Origin of the sequence: Marinobacter salinexigens (assembly GCF_008370345.1) — a bacterium.
Taxonomy (GTDB): Bacteria; Pseudomonadota; Gammaproteobacteria; order Pseudomonadales; family Oleiphilaceae; genus Marinobacter; species Marinobacter salinexigens.
On record NZ_VTUU01000003.1, the window covers coordinates 454,514 to 475,244 of the forward strand.

17 protein-coding genes are annotated in these 20,731 nt (G+C 57.0%); 8 read left to right on the forward strand and 9 right to left on the reverse strand.

Annotated features, from left to right (window positions below; all coding sequences use genetic code 11):
* Positions 1-2 precede the first annotated feature (2 nt).
* From FWJ25_RS09325 to FWJ25_RS09345, 5 genes are all read left to right on the forward strand, one after another.
* Positions 3-1,088 carry an extracellular solute-binding protein gene (locus FWJ25_RS09325; protein WP_149599987.1) on the forward strand — a complete coding sequence of 362 codons (1,086 nt, stop codon included), beginning with the start codon at positions 3-5 and terminating at the stop codon, positions 1,086-1,088.
* Positions 1,089-1,093: 5 nt separating this feature from the next.
* Entirely contained in the window at positions 1,094-2,188 is a 1,095-nt protein-coding gene (locus FWJ25_RS09330) for an ABC transporter ATP-binding protein (protein WP_149599988.1), read from the forward strand.
* A complete protein-coding gene (locus tag FWJ25_RS09335; protein WP_149599989.1) occupies positions 2,188-3,048 on the forward strand; it encodes an ABC transporter permease in 861 nt (286 codons plus the stop codon). Before FWJ25_RS09330 ends, FWJ25_RS09335 begins: the two co-directional genes overlap by 1 nt.
* 3 nt (positions 3,049-3,051) lie before the next feature.
* On the forward strand, positions 3,052-3,906 hold the full coding sequence (locus tag FWJ25_RS09340) for an ABC transporter permease (RefSeq protein ID WP_149599990.1): 855 nt from the start codon (positions 3,052-3,054) through the stop codon (positions 3,904-3,906).
* An 88-nt stretch (positions 3,907-3,994) separates the two neighbouring features.
* Positions 3,995-6,283 carry a sensor domain-containing diguanylate cyclase gene (locus FWJ25_RS09345; protein WP_149599991.1) on the forward strand — a complete coding sequence of 763 codons (2,289 nt, stop codon included), beginning with the start codon at positions 3,995-3,997 and terminating at the stop codon, positions 6,281-6,283.
* On the opposite strand, the gene FWJ25_RS09350 is transcribed toward FWJ25_RS09345, so the two are convergent.
* The 8 genes from FWJ25_RS09350 to FWJ25_RS09385 all read right to left on the reverse strand — a co-directional run bounded on the left by FWJ25_RS09350 (position 6,251) and on the right by FWJ25_RS09385 (position 16,090).
* A complete protein-coding gene (locus FWJ25_RS09350) occupies positions 6,251-6,694 on the reverse strand; it encodes a universal stress protein (RefSeq protein WP_149599992.1) in 444 nt (147 codons plus the stop codon). The genes FWJ25_RS09345 and FWJ25_RS09350 overlap by 33 nt on opposite strands.
* A gap of 28 nt (positions 6,695-6,722) precedes the next feature.
* Positions 6,723-8,009, reverse strand: coding sequence for a TRAP transporter large permease (locus tag FWJ25_RS09355; RefSeq protein WP_149599993.1), 1,287 nt, complete (start codon positions 8,007-8,009; stop codon positions 6,723-6,725).
* Positions 8,010-8,044: 35 nt separating this feature from the next.
* On the reverse strand, positions 8,045-8,638 hold the full coding sequence (locus FWJ25_RS09360; RefSeq protein ID WP_149599994.1) for a TRAP transporter small permease: 594 nt from the start codon (positions 8,636-8,638) through the stop codon (positions 8,045-8,047).
* Between the two features lie 118 nt (positions 8,639-8,756).
* Positions 8,757-9,782 carry a TRAP transporter substrate-binding protein gene (locus FWJ25_RS09365; RefSeq protein ID WP_149599995.1) on the reverse strand — a complete coding sequence of 342 codons (1,026 nt, stop codon included), beginning with the start codon at positions 9,780-9,782 and terminating at the stop codon, positions 8,757-8,759.
* A 149-nt stretch (positions 9,783-9,931) separates the two neighbouring features.
* Entirely contained in the window at positions 9,932-10,465 is a 534-nt protein-coding gene (locus FWJ25_RS09370) for a YqiA/YcfP family alpha/beta fold hydrolase (RefSeq protein WP_149599996.1), read from the reverse strand.
* 51 nt (positions 10,466-10,516) lie between these two features.
* Positions 10,517-11,515, reverse strand: a complete 999-nt coding sequence (locus FWJ25_RS09375; protein WP_149599997.1) for an LLM class flavin-dependent oxidoreductase — start codon at positions 11,513-11,515, stop codon at positions 10,517-10,519.
* Between the two features lie 117 nt (positions 11,516-11,632).
* The gene (gene nadN / locus FWJ25_RS09380; protein WP_246166734.1) at positions 11,633-13,483 is read right to left on the reverse strand and encodes an NAD nucleotidase; all 1,851 of its coding nucleotides are present in this window, start codon (positions 13,481-13,483) and stop codon (positions 11,633-11,635) included.
* Positions 13,484-13,606: 123 nt separating this feature from the next.
* Complete coding sequence (locus FWJ25_RS09385; RefSeq protein ID WP_149599998.1) at positions 13,607-16,090, reverse strand: ExeM/NucH family extracellular endonuclease; 2,484 nt, start codon at positions 16,088-16,090, stop codon at positions 13,607-13,609.
* Positions 16,091-16,219: 129 nt separating this feature from the next.
* Here FWJ25_RS09385 and FWJ25_RS09390 point away from each other — a divergent pair, with 129 nt between their 5' ends.
* Together FWJ25_RS09390 and FWJ25_RS09395 are read left to right on the forward strand one after the other, a co-directional pair.
* A complete protein-coding gene (locus tag FWJ25_RS09390; RefSeq protein WP_149599999.1) occupies positions 16,220-17,074 on the forward strand; it encodes an Nmad3 family putative nucleotide modification protein in 855 nt (284 codons plus the stop codon).
* Positions 17,074-17,880: a putative 4-mercaptohistidine N1-methyltransferase gene (locus FWJ25_RS09395; protein ID WP_188093596.1), complete on the forward strand. Its 807-nt coding sequence runs from the start codon at positions 17,074-17,076 to the stop codon at positions 17,878-17,880. The genes FWJ25_RS09390 and FWJ25_RS09395 overlap by 1 nt, the downstream gene beginning before the upstream one ends.
* Before the next feature lie 124 nt (positions 17,881-18,004).
* Here FWJ25_RS09395 and FWJ25_RS09400 read toward each other — a convergent pair whose 3' ends face one another.
* Positions 18,005-18,781, reverse strand: a complete 777-nt coding sequence (locus FWJ25_RS09400; protein ID WP_149600000.1) for a GntR family transcriptional regulator — start codon at positions 18,779-18,781, stop codon at positions 18,005-18,007.
* A 235-nt stretch (positions 18,782-19,016) separates the two neighbouring features.
* On the opposite strand from FWJ25_RS09400, the gene FWJ25_RS09405 reads away from it, so the two are divergent.
* A complete protein-coding gene (locus FWJ25_RS09405; RefSeq protein WP_149600001.1) occupies positions 19,017-20,705 on the forward strand; it encodes an L-lactate permease in 1,689 nt (562 codons plus the stop codon).
* Positions 20,706-20,731 lie beyond the last annotated feature (26 nt).

Genomic DNA, 20,731 nt, shown 5'->3' on the forward strand with positions numbered 1-20,731 from the left:
TTATGAGCAGGTTTGATCGCAAGACAAGGAAACAGGCGTTGGTGCTGTCGGCTGCCGTGGTTGTCGCGGGTTTCACCGGCAGTGCTGCGGCAGAAGAACTTCGGCTGATTACCTGGGGTGGTTATGCACCGGATGAGGTGGTCGCCCAGTTCGAAAAGGAAACCGGGATCGACGTGAAGATTACCCTCTCCAATAACGAGGACATGATCTCGAAGTTGAGAGCGACGGGTGGCGCCGGGTTTGATCTTGCGCAGCCGAGTCAGGACCGCATTGTGGGTGTGCAGCGCCAGTTCAACATCTACAAGCCCATTGATTTCAGCCGGGTGAATACCGATCAATTGCAGCCGTCCATGGTCAAAGCCACTCAGGATTCCACCGAACTGGATGGAAACTTCTATGGGGTGCCGTCTGTCTGGGGCACCAGCGGCCTGATCGTTCACCGTTCTGCTGCGGATACTGTTAAGGACTACACCGATTTGTGTGACCCTGCAGTTGCCGGCCAGGTGAGCTATCGCCTCAAGCGCCCGACCCTGATCGGGTTCGGTTTCGCGCTGGGTATGGACCCCTTTGCCGCCTACAGCGATCAGGGCAAGTACGAGAGCATACTGGCCAAAGTGGAAGATAAGCTGATTGACTGCAAGGCCAATGTGAAAACCTACTGGACCGGTGGCGACCAACTGCTGGCGTTGTTACGTACTGGTGAGGTGAAGGCAGCCATGGCCTGGGATGCCGGTGGTTGGAAGCTTAATGCTGAAAACCCGGACATCCGCTTTGTGGCACCTGCGTCTGGGGCTCTTGGCTGGATAGATACCTTCGCGATTCCGCGCCGGAGTGAAAACGAAGATGCTGCCTACAAGTGGATCAACTTTGTCATGCAGCCGGAAATTGCGGCGAAAATCACCAATGCTTCCGGAAACTTCACCGCAGCTAAAGGCGCGGATGCGTTTGTTCGGGCAGAACTGGCGGATGCCTATCGTGCCAGCTTCAATGATGCCGCTATCAACAACATCAAGTGGTATCCGCCTGTGCCCCCGGGGCTGGAGGCCGTTGAAGGCCAGGTTCTGGATCGGGTTCAGGCTGCCAACTGATCGCTATGGCATCTGACTCCGACCTGTCCTGTACAGGGCTGGTCCGTCGCTTTTCCGGTCATGCGGCGGTGGACCATGTCTCCCTCAACGTGCCTGCGGGCACGTTCTTCTCCATTCTGGGTCCTTCCGGGTGCGGTAAAACCACGTTGCTTCGGATGCTGGCGGGGTTTGACAAGCCTGATCAAGGGGATATTTACATCCGTGGCCAACGGATGAACGATGTTCCGCCCAATCGTCGGCCGGTGAACATGGTGTTCCAGCATCTGGCTCTGTTTCCCACCATGTCGGTGGGCGACAACATCGGCTACGGCCTCAAGCGCCAGAAAGTACCCTTGGCCGAGCGCCGCAAACGCATTGCCGAGGTATTGGAGCAAGTGGGGCTGCCGGGCCTGGAAGGCCGAAACCCCCAGCAGTTGTCGGGAGGTCAGCGCCAGCGAGTCGCCCTGGCGCGCTGCCTGGTGCTGAAGCCCACACTGTTGTTGCTGGATGAGCCCCTGGGTGCCCTGGATCTGAAACTACGCGAGCAGATGAAGGTTGAACTCAAACACCTGCAAAAAGCGTTTGGCACGACGTTTGTGTACATCACCCACGATCAGTCGGAAGCGATGGTGATGTCGGATCAGGTGGCCGTGATGAAAGATGGCCGGTTCGATCAGGTTGCGCCGCCGGAAGCCCTTTATCGGGAGCCGGCAACACCGTTCGTGGCGGGATTTGTTGGCGACAACAACCGCATTAGCGGTGATCTGGTCGCGGTGCAGGGTGAGCTGGCAGAGATCCGGTTGGACGATGGCTCGCTGGTGCGTGGCAGAATAGCCTCTGATGATCTGGAAACCGGTGGTCGGGTTGATCTGTTCATTCGTCCCGAATCGCTGGTGCTTGCCGGCGACGCCCTGAACAGCGGGTATTCCGGAATGGATGCCTGTATCAGGAGTACCCTGTTCGATGGTGCCAATAGTCGGGTGGAAGCCGAGGGAGCAGGGAATAATACGCTGTATGCCCGCTTGCCCCAGGATGGATCTGCCCCCCGTTTCAACGAAAATGCGACGGTTCGGCTGGCCTGGGATCCGGCGCTTGCACGGGTATTCGGAGCGCGGATCTGATGCAGTCTTCTGTCAGCCGTTTATCTCTGTGGCTGTTGCTGACGCCGTTTTTGCTCTGGATTGTGCTGCTGGTGTTGCTCCCCCATCTGCAGATGCTGCGGGTCTCCTTTCAGGTGCGTGAAAGCTGGGACACCCTGGCCTGGGGCATTGACCAGTACCGGAACTTTTTTACCGAATCCTATTACTGGCGAACCTTTGTCCGGACCGGGGTGATGTCTCTTTTCACCACCTTTCTGACGCTGATCATAGCCTTTCCAATCGCCTGGTATATTGCCCGACTGGCACGGGGCAAAGCCCGGGGGCTGCTATTTCTGGCCTGTCTGATTCCGTTCTGGGCCAGTGAGCTGGTGCGCACCTATGGCTGGATGATCCTGTTGCGGGAAAGCGGACTCATCAGCTCATGGTTGCAGCTTCTGGGGCTGGCAGATGCCCCCGTAGAGATGCTCTATAACGATGTCGCCGTCATTATCGGACTGGTCTATAACGGCTTGCTGTTCATGGTGGTGCCCCTGGTCACCACGCTGGACGGGCTGGATGAAAACCTCGTGGAGGCCGGGTACGATCTGGGCGGCGGCCACCTGACCGTCATGCGGGAAGTGGTGGTTCCCTGGGCCATGCCGGGGATTGTGTCTGGCTGTATCGTAGTCTTCATGCTCACCCTGGGCAGCTACCTGACGCCGATCCTGATGGGGGGCAAAGACAGTGCCTGGTTTACCCAGCAGATCTTTACCCAGTTCATTACCCGCTTCAACTGGGAACAGGGGGCCGCTCTGGGGGTTCTGCTGCTGGTGCTGTCGTCGGTGATTGTCTGGGTTGGGCTGCGTCTCTCCGGCCAGTCCCTGCGCAAGGTCATGGGGTAGGCCATGATTCGCTCGGTGCCCCGCTCCCGCTGGTTCGATGCCCTGTATCTGGGCTATCTCGTCGCGTTCTTTCTCTATCTGGCCTTGCCGCTTGCAGTGACCGGAGCCTTTGCCTTCAATGATGCGCCGTATCCGTCACTACCCTGGAAAGGTTTTACCCTGGACTGGTACCTGGCTGATGGTACGGGAGGTCGAACAGGGCTGTTTCACGACGATGGGCTGCTGTCCGCGTTGTGGGTCAGTGTCCAGATTGCTTTCTGGGTAACGCTGGTGAGCGTGGCCCTTGGATGCGTGAATGCCGTTCTGTTCGAACGGCTGGATTTTCGGGGCAAGGAGTTCCTTTACCTGTTGATGCTGCTGCCTCTGGTGATCCCGGGGGTTATCCTTGGGGTGTCTATCCTGGTGTTTTACAGCGGTATGGCCAACGATGCGTCGCGTTCGTGGGGCATTGAACTGGATGTGTTCCGGCCCGGTATGACGTTGGTCGTGATGGGGCAGGTAGCCTTTATTTCCACACTGAGCACGCTGGTCATCGCTGCCCGGCTGCGCAAGTTTGACCGGCAGCTTGAAGAAGCGGCGCTCAATCTCGGCGCGACACCGCTGGTTGCCTGGTTCACAGTGACGCTGCCCTGGCTACTGCCTTCCATTGCTGGTGCTGCGGCCATGGCCTTCCTGATGTCGTTTGAAAATTTTAATACCACGGTGATGCTCACCGGGAGTGATACGCCCTTGACGGTTGCCCTGTTTAACCGGCTAAGAGAGGGCTCAACGCCGGTGCTGAATGCCGTGGCGCTATTGCTGATGGTGGGGTCGGCGTTGTTGGCCCTGATTGCCATGGGGCGCTCTGACAAGGACTGATTGCATTTCCTGTAAATGGATGCCCTGCTACAACCTGCATGATCTATACTGCTTTTAAAAATCCTCTCTCAGGCCAACTCTCCGACTCATGAACGTGGTTCGTTTCGTTCAGTTCATCGCAATTTTTATGCTGGTGCTGGCACAGGTCTCTGTTGCTTACGCCAGCTCTGAACCCGTTGATAAGGGGTGGGAATACCGCTGGGGTGACTCTTCCTTCGACGCATCGGGTGTACCCGAGTGGGCCCGGAATAGTCAGCCAGACCAATGGCACGGCATCGGATTCCCCTCGAATCCGCCGGGGCGAAATGGCCGGGAGCAGGTCTGGTACCGGGTAACCCTGCCGGTTGGCGAGTTCCAGGAACCGGTGCTTTATATCTACAGCGTCGATATCATCTTTCAGGTCTATCTCGAGGGCGAGAAGATATATCAATATGGTGCCTTTGATGACCAGGGCCGGGGGCGCTTTGAAGGTTGGCCATGGCATGCCATATCTCTTCCTGAAGACTATGAAAACAAGACCATTTATTTCCGGGTCTTTTCCGATTACACGGATATTGGTCTTTGGGGAGAAGTGTCGGTCATGGATGAGCCGGATCTGCTCCTGTACATCTTGGGCAACTCCATGGAGTCGCTGGTTGTTGCGGCTTTTTCCTCGCTGATTGCACTCCTGGCGCTGGTCTTCGCCTTGTTGCAGACGGAAAAGAAATCGTTTGCCAGTATCGCGCTGTTTACGCTCTCCTCCTCAATCATGTTGTTGTCGGAAAGTCAGGCCAGTCTTCTGATCTGGTACAAGCCGCTGCTGTGGGATTACCTTGCGGCAGGCTCTTACTATATGGTGCCTGTCGCCATGGCGTTGCTGCTTGAGCAGTGGCTTGCCCATGAGAAGCCCTGGCTGATCAATCTGGTCTGGAAAGTACATCTGGTTTATCTGGTGGGGGCCATTGGCAGTGCCCTGACGGGCGTGATTGATCTGTCCTCGACCTTTCCGCCGTTTGATGCCCTTTTCCTGACGTCTCTGCTTTCCATGGCTGTGGTGGCTCTGCTGCGCTTTCGGCATTTGTTACGGGAGCAGCAGGTGCTTCTCCTGGCCTACGGCGTGTTTAGCAGCCTGCTTGTGGCGGATATGGCCGTCGCACATGGCTTCCTGCCCTGGGGACGAGTTCCGGTCAATTACGGAATGCTGTTGTTCTCGGTTTCCGTCGTGGCGATTTCGCTCTGGCACTATGCCTCGACGCAACAGGCACTTCAGCGGATGAATGTGTCGCTGGAGCAGAAGGTCGCTGAACGTACTGCTCGGGCAGAATCCCTCGCAAGGCGGGAGCAGGCCCGTGTGCGAATGCTTACTTTCGAAAATGAGAAGAGTCGCATACTTGGCGATATCATCGCCGAGCTCCAGGATTGCCTCGGACAAACCCAGGCCTTTCAGGTCGTGACCAAAATGATGCCGGAGCTTTGCAGCCCTCTGCGAGGTGCGTTTTACCGGCGGGTTTCGGATAGCCGTTATGAGCGGGTGGCCGAGTGGGGTACGGGGACCAAATCGAAAATCCTGCCTCTGGTACTCGATGTGGCTTCGGGTCTTCCCGAGCCTTCAAAGCTGCCGGCACGCTCCGGGTTGCTCGATGATGGGGCGGAAAGCACGGGTGAGGCGTCCATGTGCTTCTGGGTCAACGTGGAGTCGGCTGAGGGGATTGTCACGGAGGCTGTCCTGTTGCTGGAGAACGATGTAGGCCTGATGACGGGCGTCGGGCAATACGGCTCGGCCCGCCTGTTTTCGTCGCTCAATCAGGCAATTCAGCGGGTATCCATTACGCTCTCGAGTATCGCCCTGAGGGAGGAGCTTCAGAAGTTCTCCTACGAAGACTCGCTGACCGGGTTGAAGAATCGCCGATACTTTGATCAATTATTCCAGCACGAGAGCCTGGTGGCCCAGCGTAAAGAGCTTTCGCTGGCACTTCTGGTTCTCGATATCGATCATTTCAAAACGTTCAATGACCGCTATGGCCATGAGGCTGGGGACAGGGCGTTGCAGGTAGTGGCGTCGGTATTGCAGGCTCAGTTCCGGGAAAGTGACATCGTCTGCCGGTATGGCGGAGAAGAGTTCGTAGTGATCATGCCGGGAGCCGCTACCACAGATGCTGTTGAACGAGCCCGACATTTTCGTGAGGCAGTACGGCGTATGCCCGTTGTGCATCATGGCCGCTCCATTGGACACCTTACGGTGTCCGTTGGCGTGGCTTCCTGGCCCGATTGTGGGGAATCCCCGTCACAGCTGCTGGGATTGGCGGATCAGGCTCTATATGAGGCCAAAGCAGCCGGCCGTGACAGGGTCATGAATTACGGCGAGTCAGACAACCAGCACCGGACACTTGGCACGTGATGCTACCCGGTGCGACACACTCCCGAGGAATACACCGTCTTTATCGCTGTTGGTGCCCTTGGTGCCGACTACAATAAGGTCGGCTTCCTTTTCGACTGCGAACTTGATGATAACCCGGGAAGGCTTGCCGGCCTTCACAAACCCCCTCACTTTGGTGGCACCATGTTCCTTCGCCAGCTCCTTGGCATGGTTGACCACTCCCTTGGCGTAGTCCGACAGCACCTTGTCCGGAATGTCCATCTCATCAGGCCGTCCGATGGAGAGTGAAGCCTCGAAAAGACTGTGGTGCTTGTAGACACAGAGGATATAGATTTCTGTTTCGGGCATCAGTTTCTGTAGGTCAATCGCCTTATCCAGTGCCTTCAACGAGGTCCTGGAACCATCAACGGCAACCAGTATCCGCTTGAACATGAGTTCTCTCCTTAAATTCCGAAGACTGTCAGTCTCTGAAGGCAACGTCCCGCAGGAACAGCGCAATGTCCGGGAAGGCAATAATCAGCCCGGCAGCGGCAACCAGCATGAAGATAAACGGAGGTGTGCCCCGGATAACTTCCATATAGGGGCGTTTGAAGATCGCAATCGCGGTAAATATGTCACAGCCAAAAGGCGGCGTGGCAGAGCCTATCGCCACCTGCAATGTGATCAGAACCCCTACGAGAACCGGGTCCAGCCCCGTGGCTTCAATAGCGGGTGCGAAGATAGGGGTCAGAACCAGGATGACCACAATCGGATCCACGAACATGCAGGCAATGAAGAAGGCCACACAGATGGCAACCAGCACACCCACCGGGCCCGCTTCGTTGACACCTACCGCTTCGAGGATGGTTTGCGGGATCTGGGCGAAGGAGATGATCCAGGAGAAGCCGTTACCAACGCCCACCAGAATAAAGACCACAGCGGTAATCAGGCCGGTAGACTTGGCAATCTTGTAAACATCGGCGAGTTTGAGCGAGCGGAATACCACGAATTCCAGCAGGAACGCATAGAGCACGCAGACCGCTGCGGCTTCCGTCGGGCTGAAAATGCCTCCGTAGATACCGCCTACGATAATAACCGGGAAGAACAGCGGCCACAGGGCTTCACGTATGGAGACCATGCGTTGGCCCCAGGTGGCTTTCTCTTCGGTAGGCACGTTGTTCTTGTAGGCATAGAACAGGCAGTAAAGTGAGAACATTACCAGAATCAGCAACCCGGGCCCGATACCGGCAATGAACAGCTCGGCAATGGAGGTCTCGGAGATAACCCCGTAGATGATCATTCCGATACTTGGCGGGATCAGGAAAGCGATGTCACTGGAGTTGATGATCAGTGCCAGGGTGAATGGGTCCGAGTAGCCGGCTTTCAGCATTTTCGGGCGCAGGGGGGAACCCACTGCAACAACCGTGGCCTGGGTGGAGCCGGACACTGCACCGAACAGGGTGCAGGAGGCGGCGGTACTGATAGCAAGACCGCCTTTTACGTGTCCGATAAACGACATGACCATATTGATCAGTCGGTCAGCGGACTGGCCGCGGGTCATGATGTCCGCAGCAAGAATAAACATGGGAACAGCAATCAGCGAGGCTGGGCGGATACCACCCATCATCTGCTGGACAAATGTGCCCATCTGGCCGAAGCCATCAAACATCATTACAAAGCCGACCACCGCGCCGGTGATCAGCGGAACCATCATCGGGAAGCCCAGCAGCAATAGCCCGATCATGATCACCATCATTATAGTTGCCATGATTTTCTATCCTTTGTCAGTGCAGCTGCAGGGTTTCAGACTTCCGATTCGGTATCGGAGTATCCATCGATAACACCCGTGGACAGGTAAACGTCCTTGCTGGTGAAGTTCTTGATCGCCGTCAGGAAATACTGGATACCGGTGATGGCAAAGCCGACAGGCGCCCAGATATAGATCCACCAGATTTCGAAGCCGAGTGCAGGAAGAATGCGGCCCCGGCTGTACAGGGTCTCGATGTACCCGTAGGAGTGGTAGCAAAGGAAGAACATGACGACCGACGTAAACAGGGCGATGAAAATCATCAGAACCTTGCGGCCCTTGACCGGCACTGCGTCGTAAACCGCAGACATCCTGATGTGGCGACCATGGCGCGCCGCATAGCCGATGCCGGCAAAGGTGATGAGGATGATCAGGATCCGGTTGATCTCTCCCGAGAAGAACAGGCCTTCACCGAATACAAAGCGTGCAATCACATTCACGCAGGTGTTGATTGCCATCAGCAGCACGCCCGCAGCGAGCATGACGGCTTCGACTTTACTGATGAAAACGTCAATGGTTCCCAGAAACCCGGGCAAGCCGGACTCATAGGTGCCGGTATCGTCTTCTATCTCCGGGGCATTCTCGGACATGGGGGTCTGCTCCAGCGTAAGCGCTCCCTGCCGGCGGGCAATCCCCGGCGGGGCGGGGTTAATACAGGCGACCGCCGGCGCATTTCCAGTGCCGGCGATTGCCGTGTCGTTCAGCGAATTACTTCTGAACTTTTTCGAGGTCTTTCTTGAACTGGTTTAGCAGCTTTTCGCCACCTTTGCCGGTCATTTCGATGAACTTCTCCTCAACCTGAGGTGCGCGGGCCTTGAAGGCTGCAATCTGTTCGTCGTTCAGGCGGGTAACCGTGACCTCATCCGAAGCGGCTTCGATTTTTGCGAGTGCTTCTTCCGCCAGGCCATTGATGTGATCAATGATCTGCTCGAAGGCATAGTCAGCAGCGTCCTGAACCAGCTTTTTGTCTTCGGAAGGCAGATCGTTGTAGAAGTCCTGGTTTGCCATCATAGCCGTGGTGAACCAGCCATGGCTGGTGAACACCAGGTTCGGGGACACTTCGTACAGTCCGCCGGATTCGATCCAGAAAATCGGGTTTTCCTGGCCCTGGATCATGTTGGTCTGCAACGCTCCATACACTTCACCCCAGGGCAGCGGTGTCGGAGTGGCACCGAATGCGGAATAGGTTTCTGACAACAGCGGGTTGGTCATAACCCGGATTTTCTTGTTGGCAAAATCTTCTGGCTTGGTCACCGGCTCATCCACGGTAACGACCATTTCCCCTTCCGGATACATCTTGAGCAGTTCCAGGCCCTTGTCGGCATAGAGCTTCGGGAAGTCCTTGTTGATGGCTTTGCTCTCGCGGAAGAACTTGATCACCGTGTCCATGTCGGTCGGCATCAGGTAAGGGATGAAGAAAATCTGGGCTTCAGGAATCAGGGAGCCGGTGAAGCCGGGTGACTGGTTGACGAAATTCAGAATGCCCGCCTGGGTCTGTTCCATGATGTCATCGGATTCGCCCAGTTCACCGAAACGGTAGATCTGCAGGGTGTGGTCGGAATTCTCTTCAATATATTCCTTGAACTTGTATGCGTATACGTCCTGTACGTCGCCTTCATACTCCTCGTGGGCGTAACGCCAGTTATCGGCGCTAGCGGAGTTAGCGGCAGTCATAGCCGCGAAAGCGAACGCTGAAATTCCGGCCAGTTTTCTGAATTTACTCATGCTGCTCATCGGGTTTCTCCGTTCGTTTTCTCGTTTTTCTGCTGAAATCTATTGTTACAGTACTAAAGACTGGCAAAACAAAATGATTTACGCAAGAAATTGACCAAAAACAGAAAATCCGATTTTTCGATCTGAGTGGTGATTGCAACTTTTTGAATTCACAGTTGATTCAGATCGGAGGTGCAGGTTTCGAGGAATTCCCGGAACTCGGAAACCACCTTATCGAGGCTGTTTTCGAGGCGGTGTCCATCTGGTAGTACCAGTGTTGGAATCTCCTGTTCCCGGGCCAACTCCAGGACCGGCATGACCGGAACCACGTCGTCGGCCCAGCCATGGATGATCTGACGATAGCGGGCCTGGATGACGGGGCTGGATTGTGGATATTTGGGCAGCGCGAGCGCTGGCGCCAGCATGAAGCAGCCGAGAACGGGGCTAACTGAACTGGTTTGGGCGCATACCCATCCACCCATGCTGGAACCAGCCAGTACAGTGAGTTCCGGGACCGCCCCTGCCTTCTCCATAGCGGTCTGCATTTGCTGAAGCCTGACCTCAGGGTCCTTGCTACTGCGGTGATCCAGGGCGAGTGCGGTGACGCCGGGAAAAGCTTCTGCGGCTTGTTTCATGGCCTGCACCTTGGTGCTGCCGGGGCCGCTCTCGAGTCCGTGGGATAGAAAAACGTGAAGACGGGTCATGATCGGGGCTCCTGGGATTGATCAGAATGCCCCGAATCATGGTGCCCTGAGTCAGGCCTGTCCAGTCCTGGTGGCTGAGAGGATATCCAGAGCGTGGCGGCGTCTGTCGGGATCATAGATGTCGGCGGTGAACATCAGTTCGTCCACCTCAACAGTACTGAGCAGCTCGTCCAGTTGGCTACGGATATCGTCGGCGTTTCCGAGTACCTGCAGACCGAGAAAGTCCAGAACGCCCGCCTTTTCTCCGGCATTCCAGAGACCGTCCATGCTTTCTACCGGCGGGCGCATCCACAGGGGCTGTCCCCTGAACAGGGACAGGATGCGCTGGTAACTGGTGGTGGCGAGGAATTTAGCCTCATCCATTGAATCCGCGGGCACTGCTGGAATCGCCAGCATCGCATAAGGAGCCTGTAGCTGTTCAGACGGCTGGAAGTGCTCGCGATAGACCCGTAGCGCTTCACGGTACAGCCGGGGCGCGAAATGCCCGGCGAAAGCATAGGGAAGCCCTCGCATGGCAGCCAGTTGTGCGCTGTACAGACTCGATCCCAGTAGCCAGATGGGTACGTTGGTACCGGCACCTGGGATGGCTTTAACCTGCTGTCCGGCCTGAAGCGGGCCCAGTAACGTTTGCAAAGCTGCCACGTCTTCCGGGAATTGTTCGGCTCCCAGGCCATCCCGGCGCAATGCCCGGGAGGTGATTGGGTCCGTACCGGGGGCGCGGCCAAGGCCAAGATCAATCCTGCCCGGATAAAGGCTTTCCAGGGTGCCGAACTGTTCTGCAATGACCAGAGGTGGGTGATTGGGCAACATGACGCCGCCGGAGCCAACGCGAATCGTATCGGTTTTGCCAGCAATATGGCCGATCAGTACCGAGGTGGCGGAACTGCTGATGCCTTCCATGTTGTGGTGTTCTGCAAGCCAGAAGCGCTTGAAGCCAAGGGCTTCGGCATGTTGTGCATAGGCCACGCTATTGGCCAGGGTGGTGGCAACGGAATCGCCTTCGCGGACGGAGGCAAGCTCCAGGAGTGAGTAACTGGGTGCTTTGGACATGGTGCTCCCGAGGTTGGAAGAGGCTGGGTCAGAACCTCCTATCTGGTGATCCGGAAGCTTGGTTTCAAGGTGTGATCGAAGCCCGGCTTTAATGCCGGGCTCCGGTGATCCTTTGGATCAGGGCGCGACTGGAGTGTAGGACTGGGTTGAGTAGTCAGCCTGGACAGGTTTGCTCAGGGTGCCGACTTCCATTACGTAGTCCACGAAAGATTGTGCGTAGTCGAGGTAGGTGTCGACCGCACGGCCATCGTCAGAAACAGTGCCGAAAGTGACATAGCCGTCCTGGCCGCTGGCGGTGAAGCTGTTGGACACAACCGTCAGGGTTTCATCGTCAGCCAGTGCTCTCCAGGCATCCTCACCCTGGGGTTTGACCTGAATGCCATAGAGGCGTGAGCCAGAGGCGAGGTTCATGTCCACCATCCAGCGCAGGCCTGCTGCGTAGGGGTAGGCACCGCTGGAACTGGCGTGGGCATAGTCTACCGCTTCGTTCAGCACCTGGCGGATCTCAGCGCCGGTCATGGTCAGGTTAGTGAGGGTATTGGCGAACGGCAGGAGGGTGTAGGCATCGCCGATGGTGATGTTGCCTGCCGGAATGTCAATGCGGACTCCGCCGGCATTCTGGATGGACACGTCTGCATCCTTGCTCTGGTACAGGAAGGCCTGTGCTACCAGGTTTGGAATGTCGCCGCCGCGAACCGGGTCTTCGCCCTGGCAGGTCTCATCACCGTAGGCCACGCCGGGAATTCGTGCTAGGCAGAGGTCTTCTGTCGCCGTTCCAACCACTTCATTGCGGAAGGTATCAAGCTGAGTGGTGTAGTAGGCCAGCATCTCGGCGGAAACCGCATCTTCTTCAACGATGCTCAGTTGCGGGTCGGCATCAACAGCAGCCATGATTTCGGCCAACTCTGCGCCTTCCGGGGTGTACTCGGCGCCAGTATCGTCTTCACGAACAATGTCGTCACCCAGCAACAGGTGTGGCACGCCAGCGCAGGAGGTGACTGCACCGGTGTTGTCCCAGGTTACGTTCAATTCGCCCACCACCATGGCATATTGCCAGGCCTGGGCAACGCACACCTTGTCACCATCAGCGTTGGTCAGTTCTGTCGGGTAGGCTCCGGAAGAGGCTAATCCGTAGTCGCCGAAATCACCCAGCAGGGTGTGGGAATCACCGCCGATGATGACGTCGACGCCGGACAGGCTCTCGGCCAGGGCCATGTCGTTTGCGTATTGATAATGTGTCATCAATACGATCTTGTTGACGCCCTCGGCTGTCAGTTCGTCGATCATCGCCTGGGCGGTCTCGGTCTCATCCAGGAACTCGGTAGTGTCCAGAGGGCTGGAGCTGTTCTGGGTCTTGGTGGCGATGTCGATACCGATGATGCCGATCTGTTCGCCGGCCACTTCCTTGATGATGTAGGGCTTGAGGTAGTCGTCTTCGGCAAACGGTGCCAGTGGTGTGCCCACCTGCGGCTTGACGTTGGCTGCGACCACCGGCGTGCTGCAACTTCCGGAGTCGAGCATGTCCAGGAAAGATTTGAGGCCTGCGTCGCCACGGTCGAATTCGTGGTTACCCAGGGCGAACGCGTCGAAGCACACCTGGTTCATCAACTGGGCATCGGCTTCACCTTCAAATGAGGTGAAGTACAGAGTGCCTGTGATTGCGTCACCGGCATGCAGCTTCAGCACGTTATCCAGTGCCGCTTCCCGCTCTGCGATTTTGGCGGCTACTCGTGGAAAGCCACCGGCGGAAAACTCGGTGTCCTGGCCGGCAATGGTCAGTGACTGGCTCTCGGCTTCCAGGTGCGAATGGTGATCGTTGATGTGCAGGATGCTGGCAGTGAACTCGGTATCGGCGTCGTTTACAGGGGCCGTGGTGTTGTCACTGTCGTTGTCATTGCATCCGGCAAGTGCAACGAGGGGGACGGCCAGCCACAGTGTCCTGCTGAACATGGGTGTCTTACGAAACATGTCTGAACTCCTTGTTGAATATCCCATCAAGGATGGGTGATTCAGGTGTCAGTAACGTTATGGTTTTGTTGCGAAAAAAAGAAAAGCGCCCGCGTGAAGCGGGCGCCTCTGTGAGGGGTGGGATCAGTGGCCGCGCATGGCGTTGATCAATGCGAACATGTCGTTGCGGTCAATGCTGCCGTCTCCGTTAATGTCGTAATCCGGCGCAGTGGCCCGGCCAAAAAGCAGGGCCAGCACAAACCGGGACAGATCACGACCTGTTATACGGCCATCACCGTTGAGGTCGGCTCGTTCGGAGGCCGTTCGAACGTCCATTTCCAGGGCGACAATCACCGGGTCGTGATCGGAGGCGCGGTAGGCATCAGGGGCGTACAGGCTTGCCTGCTGCTCCGGGCTCTTGTACTCGGTGTTGTAGTCCAGGGCGCGTGGTTCATCGGCGTTGATCGCCCATACCGTGGCATCCTTCACCTTTGAAAGCAGTGCATTGTTGGCCAGCCCGTGGTCAAGATAGCCAGCCTGGCCGTAGTAGACGTAGGAGTATGCCTGCTCTCCTTCAAAGCCGGCGATCAGGTTGGTGAAGCCGTTTGTGGTCAGGGCTGTAATCGGATCTTCCTTGGCATAGCTGTTCAGGTCGCCAATGATCAGTACGTCTTGTTCGCCGGTGCCGGTGGCGTCGCTGGTCAGCCAGGCGGACAAGGCTTCGGCAGCTGCCGTGCGTGTCGGGTTCCAGCAGCTCTGGCCATCGCCCTGATCTGCATCGGGACCTTCGACGTCATAGCAGCCCTTGGATTTGAAATGGTTAACCGCGATGGTGACACCATCCTGGCTGTCGAGCAGGCGGAAGGTCTGTGCCAGAGGCTGGCGGTTCAGATCATCAAATGGCACACCGTTCAGGGTGGCAGCGTTGCCAACGGTTTCAACCCGGTCCGTACGGTAGATAAAGCCTACCGCAATCTCGTCACTGCCGAGTTGTTCAAGCCCCGGGTTCACATAGCCCCAGTTGCCGCCGAGGGCGCTGGCCAGTTCGGCGATGGCGCTGTTTTCATCGTAGCCGTCGTTTTCGATTTCCATCAGGCCGACGACATCAGCGTTCAGGGCGCTGATCGCACTGACCAGTTTGTCGGTCTGCCGGCTCAGTTCCTCGGGGGTTGTCGCGCCGCGGGATGTCGGGAAGCCGCCGCCGAGGCCGTCACCGTTGAAGAAATTGAGCACGTTGAAGGATGCGACAACCAGGTTACCGCGGTCTTCCAATGCCGGCTCAAAGGTGCGCGGATTGCTCTGGCTGAATGAAGGTGCGGAGGTCGGCTGCAGGCGCCACTCCGAGTAGCTGTAATCCAGGATGCCTTCAAGGTCGTGAACTGTGTCACCCGAGCGGACGGTCTGGCTGGCGCTCAGTTGCGGGCCGGGGTAGGGAATCACATCCGGATTCTGGAGGGTGCTGGCATCGTCCAGGATGATCCGGTCCAAAGTGTTCATTTCATCTACCAGTGTGGCGTCAGTGCCCGGGCTGACAATGCTGGTTGGCACGAAATGGCGGCCGGAGCCAAGGGTCAGGCTGCCATAACGGCCAAGATCGTAGTTGTCGTTGACCGTCAGGCCTTCGGCAAAACGCACCCGCATGGACTCAAAGGCTTCCGGTGCTTCCGGAGAAGACCATGGCAGAGTGACCGTGGATACGGCGGGAAGCTCACTGGTACCACAAATGGCAGAATCGGAGATCGACGTCAGCTCGGTCAGGTTGTAGTACTCGGTGACCGTGCCGGCCAGCCGAACCACCTGACCGGGTACTACTGAAAGGTCGCGGTCATAGACAAACAGGCCTTCGGAGGTCTGACTGTTATCATCCTGGTCTGAGGCTTCTTCCTGAATGTAGAAGCCGTTCAGACCGCTGAAAGCGGCGGTAACCACCGCCTCGACAACCACGTTTTGTCCTTCAAGCGGGCTGATGTCTGTAGGGCCCTGAATGGAGGAAATCAGAGTGGCCTCGGCACCGCAGCTCATATTCGGCGCCTCAGGGTTTTCACCACCGTTGTCGCCACTGCCTCCGTCCGGGTTGCCGGCGGCGCCAAGATCGTCAAAGGAGTCCTGGGCGAATCCTGAAAATGAAGTCGCAGGATCGTACGCGTCGTACGGATCGGTGTCGGCACTTGAGCCCTCAACGCGGCGTAGTGTGTGGTTCTGGGTGGTGATGTCACCGCTGCCCCAATAGCTGCCGGGGTCAAAGCCTACCTGTCCGATGCTGTCAGCGACGTTGCCGCCGTTCAGGAGAACCACTGCGTCGTCGCCGTTGAACAGGCCCGCACCAGTGGTCTGGTTGGCCACCGCAAGTATCTCGGCGGCCGCAGAACTGTGCGAAAATACGAAGTTGCTGCCGGGTTCCACGGCGCCTTCAAGGTCAACGGTCAGGCCGGCTGTCGACGAGCCGTTGAAAAAAACCTGAAGTTCCCACGCGGTCAGGTCAACAGTCTGATCACCGGTGTTCAGGAGTTCGATCGCCTTGTTGTTGCTTGAACCCTCGATATACTCGCTGATCACCAGCGAAGCCTGGGCTGTCGTTGTCAGCAGACCACCGATAGCGGCGGCCAGCAGAGAGCGCTTCATTGTCATGGTTCTTTCCCTGATTCTCGATTGTCGTGTAAGGGCAACTTTTTGCCAGCCTCAGTGTGGAATCGCTCTGTGACGAAAGCGGGAAAGAACTGTGACGTTGAAATGAGAGTTTTATGAAAGGACGATCGGATGCGTTTGATCCTGAGCCGTAAGGGCTTTGATTCTTCGGCCGGTGGCTGCCCCAGCCCGGTGCTGCCCGATGGCTCCCTTTGTGTGCTTCCCATTCCCGATGGCCGTTCCGGTATTCGATATGGCGATGTGTCCTATGCGGGACGACGGTTGGGTAAAGTTGCGCGGGATCTGACCGGGGGTCGTATCCGGGCAGGCAGTGGCGCTCATCTGGACCCGGATCTGGTCAGGAGTTCCATCGAGCGTTCAGAAGGTTGGCGCCCGGTGCTGGGGCAGACAGGTTCGGCCCAGGGGCATCTGCGGAATCAGGGCGTTCAGACCGGCGACCTGTTCCTGTTTTTTGGTGTGTTCCGTCGGGCCGAGCTGTGGCAGCGCCGTTGGCGGTTCGTGCCGGGTGCCAGGCCGTTTCACGCCATCTGGGGCTGGCTGCATATTGACGAAGTGCACCGTATTGATGATATTCCGCAATCCGCCATGGAGTGGGCCCGTTATCACCCACACTTTCATGGTGAACCGGATGCGGGCAATACTCTCTACGTGGCCTCGGATTCGTTCAGGTTCCCCGGCAGTAACGTGCCTGTTGCCGGTAGTGGCGTATTCCCGATGCTTGAAAACCATCGGATTCTGACTGATCCGGAAGCTCGACTACCCACTCGCTGGCGCCTGCCAGACATTTTTTACCCGGAGACGGGGCGAGAGCCCCTTAGTTACCACGCCCGATCCGACCGGTGGCATCTGGCATCGCCCTGGTGCTATCTGGAATGTGCCGCCCGGGGCCAGGAGTTTGTGCTGGATATGGAAGCCTACCCGGGAGTTGCTGATTGGCTGGAGCGGATACTCGAAAGTGGTTCATAATGAGACGAATACCTCAGTGCCGGGCCAGTCATTCATTGCCCTGGGAGAGTACCTTGCAGACACCGGACTTCTATGAGAACGACGCTGCCCTTGCTCAGTACCTGGAGTTTCACTTCGGAGAATCGTGGCATGGGGAACCCAACTTCCCGAAGGAGTTGGCCGATGCCGCGCTGGCTGCTCTGGATGGACGTGACCCGGGCAAGGCGCTCGATATCGGCTGCGCCTGTGGCCGGTCAAGCTTTGAGCTGGCTCGCGAGTTCCAGCATGTAGACGGCATCGACTTTTCCGGCAGATTTATTGAGGCCTGCCGGTCCATCGCCAAGGAAAAGCGGGTCCGCTATGCACGTCCGGAAGAAGGCGAGCTGGTGAGTCATCAGGAGCGGTCGCTGGATGCACTCGGACTGGCGGCAGCCAGCAACCGCGCAGTGTTTCATCAGGGGGATGCCTGCAAGTTGCAGCCGGAATTTGCCGGTTATGACCTGGTACTTGCGGGTAATCTGATTGACCGTTTGTACCAGCCATCGCTGTTTCTGAGGCATATCCATGAGCGAATCAACGACCTGGGCTTGCTGGTGATTGCTTCGCCGTACACCTGGCTTGAGGAATACACGCCGAAGGAACACTGGTTGGGCGGGTTTCGCCGGAACGGTGTTGACGTCACAACTCTCGAGGGTCTCAAAGAAATGCTGGCACCACATTTCCGGTTGCTGGTCGAACCTCGGAGCCTGCCGTTTGTGATCAGGGAAACCCGGAACAAGTTTCAGCACAGTTTCTCAGAGCTGACGGTATGGGAGAAAGTCCGGTGAGTTGTCATGAAACGGTCATGGGGTGGGCGGTAGGATAAAAGCTCATCAGGACGAAATGCATTGTGTTGGTGCATCGTGTGAATGTTTAACCGGGGCCAGGCCCCGGTTTTTTTATGTCCGGTATTCAGTCCGGATGCATTTGTCCCCGCCGCCGGGCCCGCTCAAGTCTCCGGTTGTTCTCAGTCCGCTCCGAAAGCTGTTGCTGCACATACTGGATGTGGTTTCCCGCCAGGTTCCGGGCTTCGTCCGCGTTGCCCTCGATAATCGCTTCAAACAGAGCCTGATGCTGTTCTTTCAGTTTGTCCCGTGTTTCCGTTTCGCTGGCATAAAGGCCATCAATGTTCAGTAGCAGATTGCTCTTGAACATATTGAAGAGGTTGCGGGTTGTGTGAAGCAGGATCACGTTGTGGCTTGCTTCTGCAATAGCAAGGTGGAAGCTTGAGTCGGCAATCCCTTCGGCTTCGCGGTCGGGTTCAGCGCCATCAGCGTAACAGGCCTGTAAGTGGTTGTAGGCAGATCGCAGATGGTCGCGGTCGACCTCCGTAGCCCGAAGTGCCGCGTAGTAGGCACAGTCTGACTCCAGTGTGCGCCGGAATTCCAGCAGGTCTCGCTGGGCATCTGGCCGGTTCTCAAGGAGGTGGATCAGCGGATCGCTGAAACTGGAGCCGAGGCTTTCGGTAACGTAGTTGCCTCCGCCCTGGCGGCTCTTGAGTAATCCCCGTGCAGCCAGTCGCTGAACGGCTTCCCGAAGAGATGGACGGGAAACCCCGAATCGCTCAGCCAGAACCCGCTCCGGGGGCAAGCGTTCGCCTGGTTGCAGCGCACCTTCCAGAATCATGGTTTCCAGTTGTTCGACGATGGTGTCTGCCAGGCGGCGGGGGGCAATTTGTCCAATGGGCATAGGGAGTTCCGTCATGATTCCGGTGTTTTTGTTATTAGATTGGTCTTACCAAAATATCAGCATACCGCTTTTTCTTTCTGTTTTTACAGTAATTCCGCAAAGCAATTAGACTAATGTCTTAGATTGCCGTTTTGACACCGCGTTGACGCCTCACATACCTTAAGCAGCTGCTTGTTGTAAATTGGTAATACCAATTATCCAAAAAATAACTTCATAAAAATTCTCGGAGAGCTGTATGTCGTCCGGATTACTTGCCTTACTGGCATTCACCCCTATTCTGCTGGCCGGAATCCTGTTGCTGGGACTTCGCTGGCCTGCTCGTCGAGCCATGCCGCTGGTCTTTGTGGTAACTGCTCTGATCGCCTATTCCGCCTGGGATATGAGTTTCAACCGTATTCTCGCTTCGTCCCTGCAAGGGTTGGTGATTACGATTGGCCTGCTGTGGATCATCTTTGGCGCTATCCTGCTGCTGAACACGCTCAAACATTCAGGTGCCATTACCGCTATCCGTGCCGGCTTCACCAATATCAGCCCGGATCGCCGGATTCAGGCGATTATCATTGTCTGGCTGTTCGGTTCGTTCATTGAAGGCGCGTCTGGTTTTGGTACCCCGGCAGCCATCGCGGCTCCGTTGCTGGTCGCTGTAGGTTTCCCGGCCATGGCAGCGGTGATGCTTGGAATGATGGTGCAGAGCACGCCGGTATCTTTCGGTGCGGTTGGTACGCCGATCATCGTGGGTGTGACTACCGGCCTGGACCGCAACACCATCGGTGAGCGTCTGGAACATCTGGGTTCCAACTGGGACCAGTATCTGCACCTTATTACCTCGGAAGTCGCCATCACCCACGCCATTGTTGGTGTGGTCATGCCGCTGTTCATGGTCATGATGATGACCCGTTTCTTTGGCCGTAACAAAAGCTGGCGAGAAGGCCTCGAGGTGCTGCCATTTGCCATTTTTGCCGGTATCTCCTTTGTCGTACCTTATGCCATTACCGGCGTGGTGCTCGGGCCGGAGTTCCCATCACTGCTGGGCGGTCTGATTGGTCTGGCTATTGTGACCACCGCGGCACGCAAGGGCTTCCTGTTGCCGAAAACCACCTGGGACTTCGCCGGTCGCGATGAGTGGCCGTCCGAGTGGTTCGGACGTATCGAAATGAAACTGGAAGATCTTGCCGCCAAACCCATGAGTGGATTTCGTGCGTGGCTGCCGTACATCCTTGTGGGCGCTGTGCTGGTCGTCAGCCGGGTCATTCCGGAAGTGAAAGCGGTCTTTACGTCTGTGGGCGTCGGATTTTCCAACATCCTTGGTGAAGCGGGCATCAACGCAGGCGTTCAGCCGCTGTACCTGCCCGGGGGTATCCTCGTGATGGTGGTTATTGCCACATTCTTTATCCATCGTATGCAGGTGCGCGAGCTGACCGCTGCGGTCAAAGAATCCAGTAGTGTGCTGCTGAGTGCCGGTTTTGTATTGCTGTTTACCGTGCCGATGGTGCGTATTCTGATCAACTCCGGTGTGAACCTGTCGGACCTGCCGAGCATGCCGATTGCCATGGCGACCTGGGTAGCGGATACCGTTGGCGGAATCTATCCGTTGCTGGCTCCTGCCGTTGGCGCACTGGGTGCTTTCCTTGCCGGTTCCAATACGGTGTCTAATATGATGTTCAGCCAGTTCCAGTTTGGTGTCGCAGAAAGTCTCGGGCTGTCTACTGCTCTGATTGTCGCGGTACAGGCGGTGGGTGCTGCTGCCGGTAACATGGTGGCGATTCACAACGTTGTGGCTGCATCTGCTACGGTGGGACTGCTCGGTCGTGAAGGCCAGACCTTGCGCAAGACGGTATGGCCGACGCTGTACTATCTGGTGATGACCGGTCTGATTGCGCTGATCGCGGCCTATGCATTGGGCCTTACCGATCCGCTGGTCTGATATCTGATACCGTTTCAGGAGCTTTC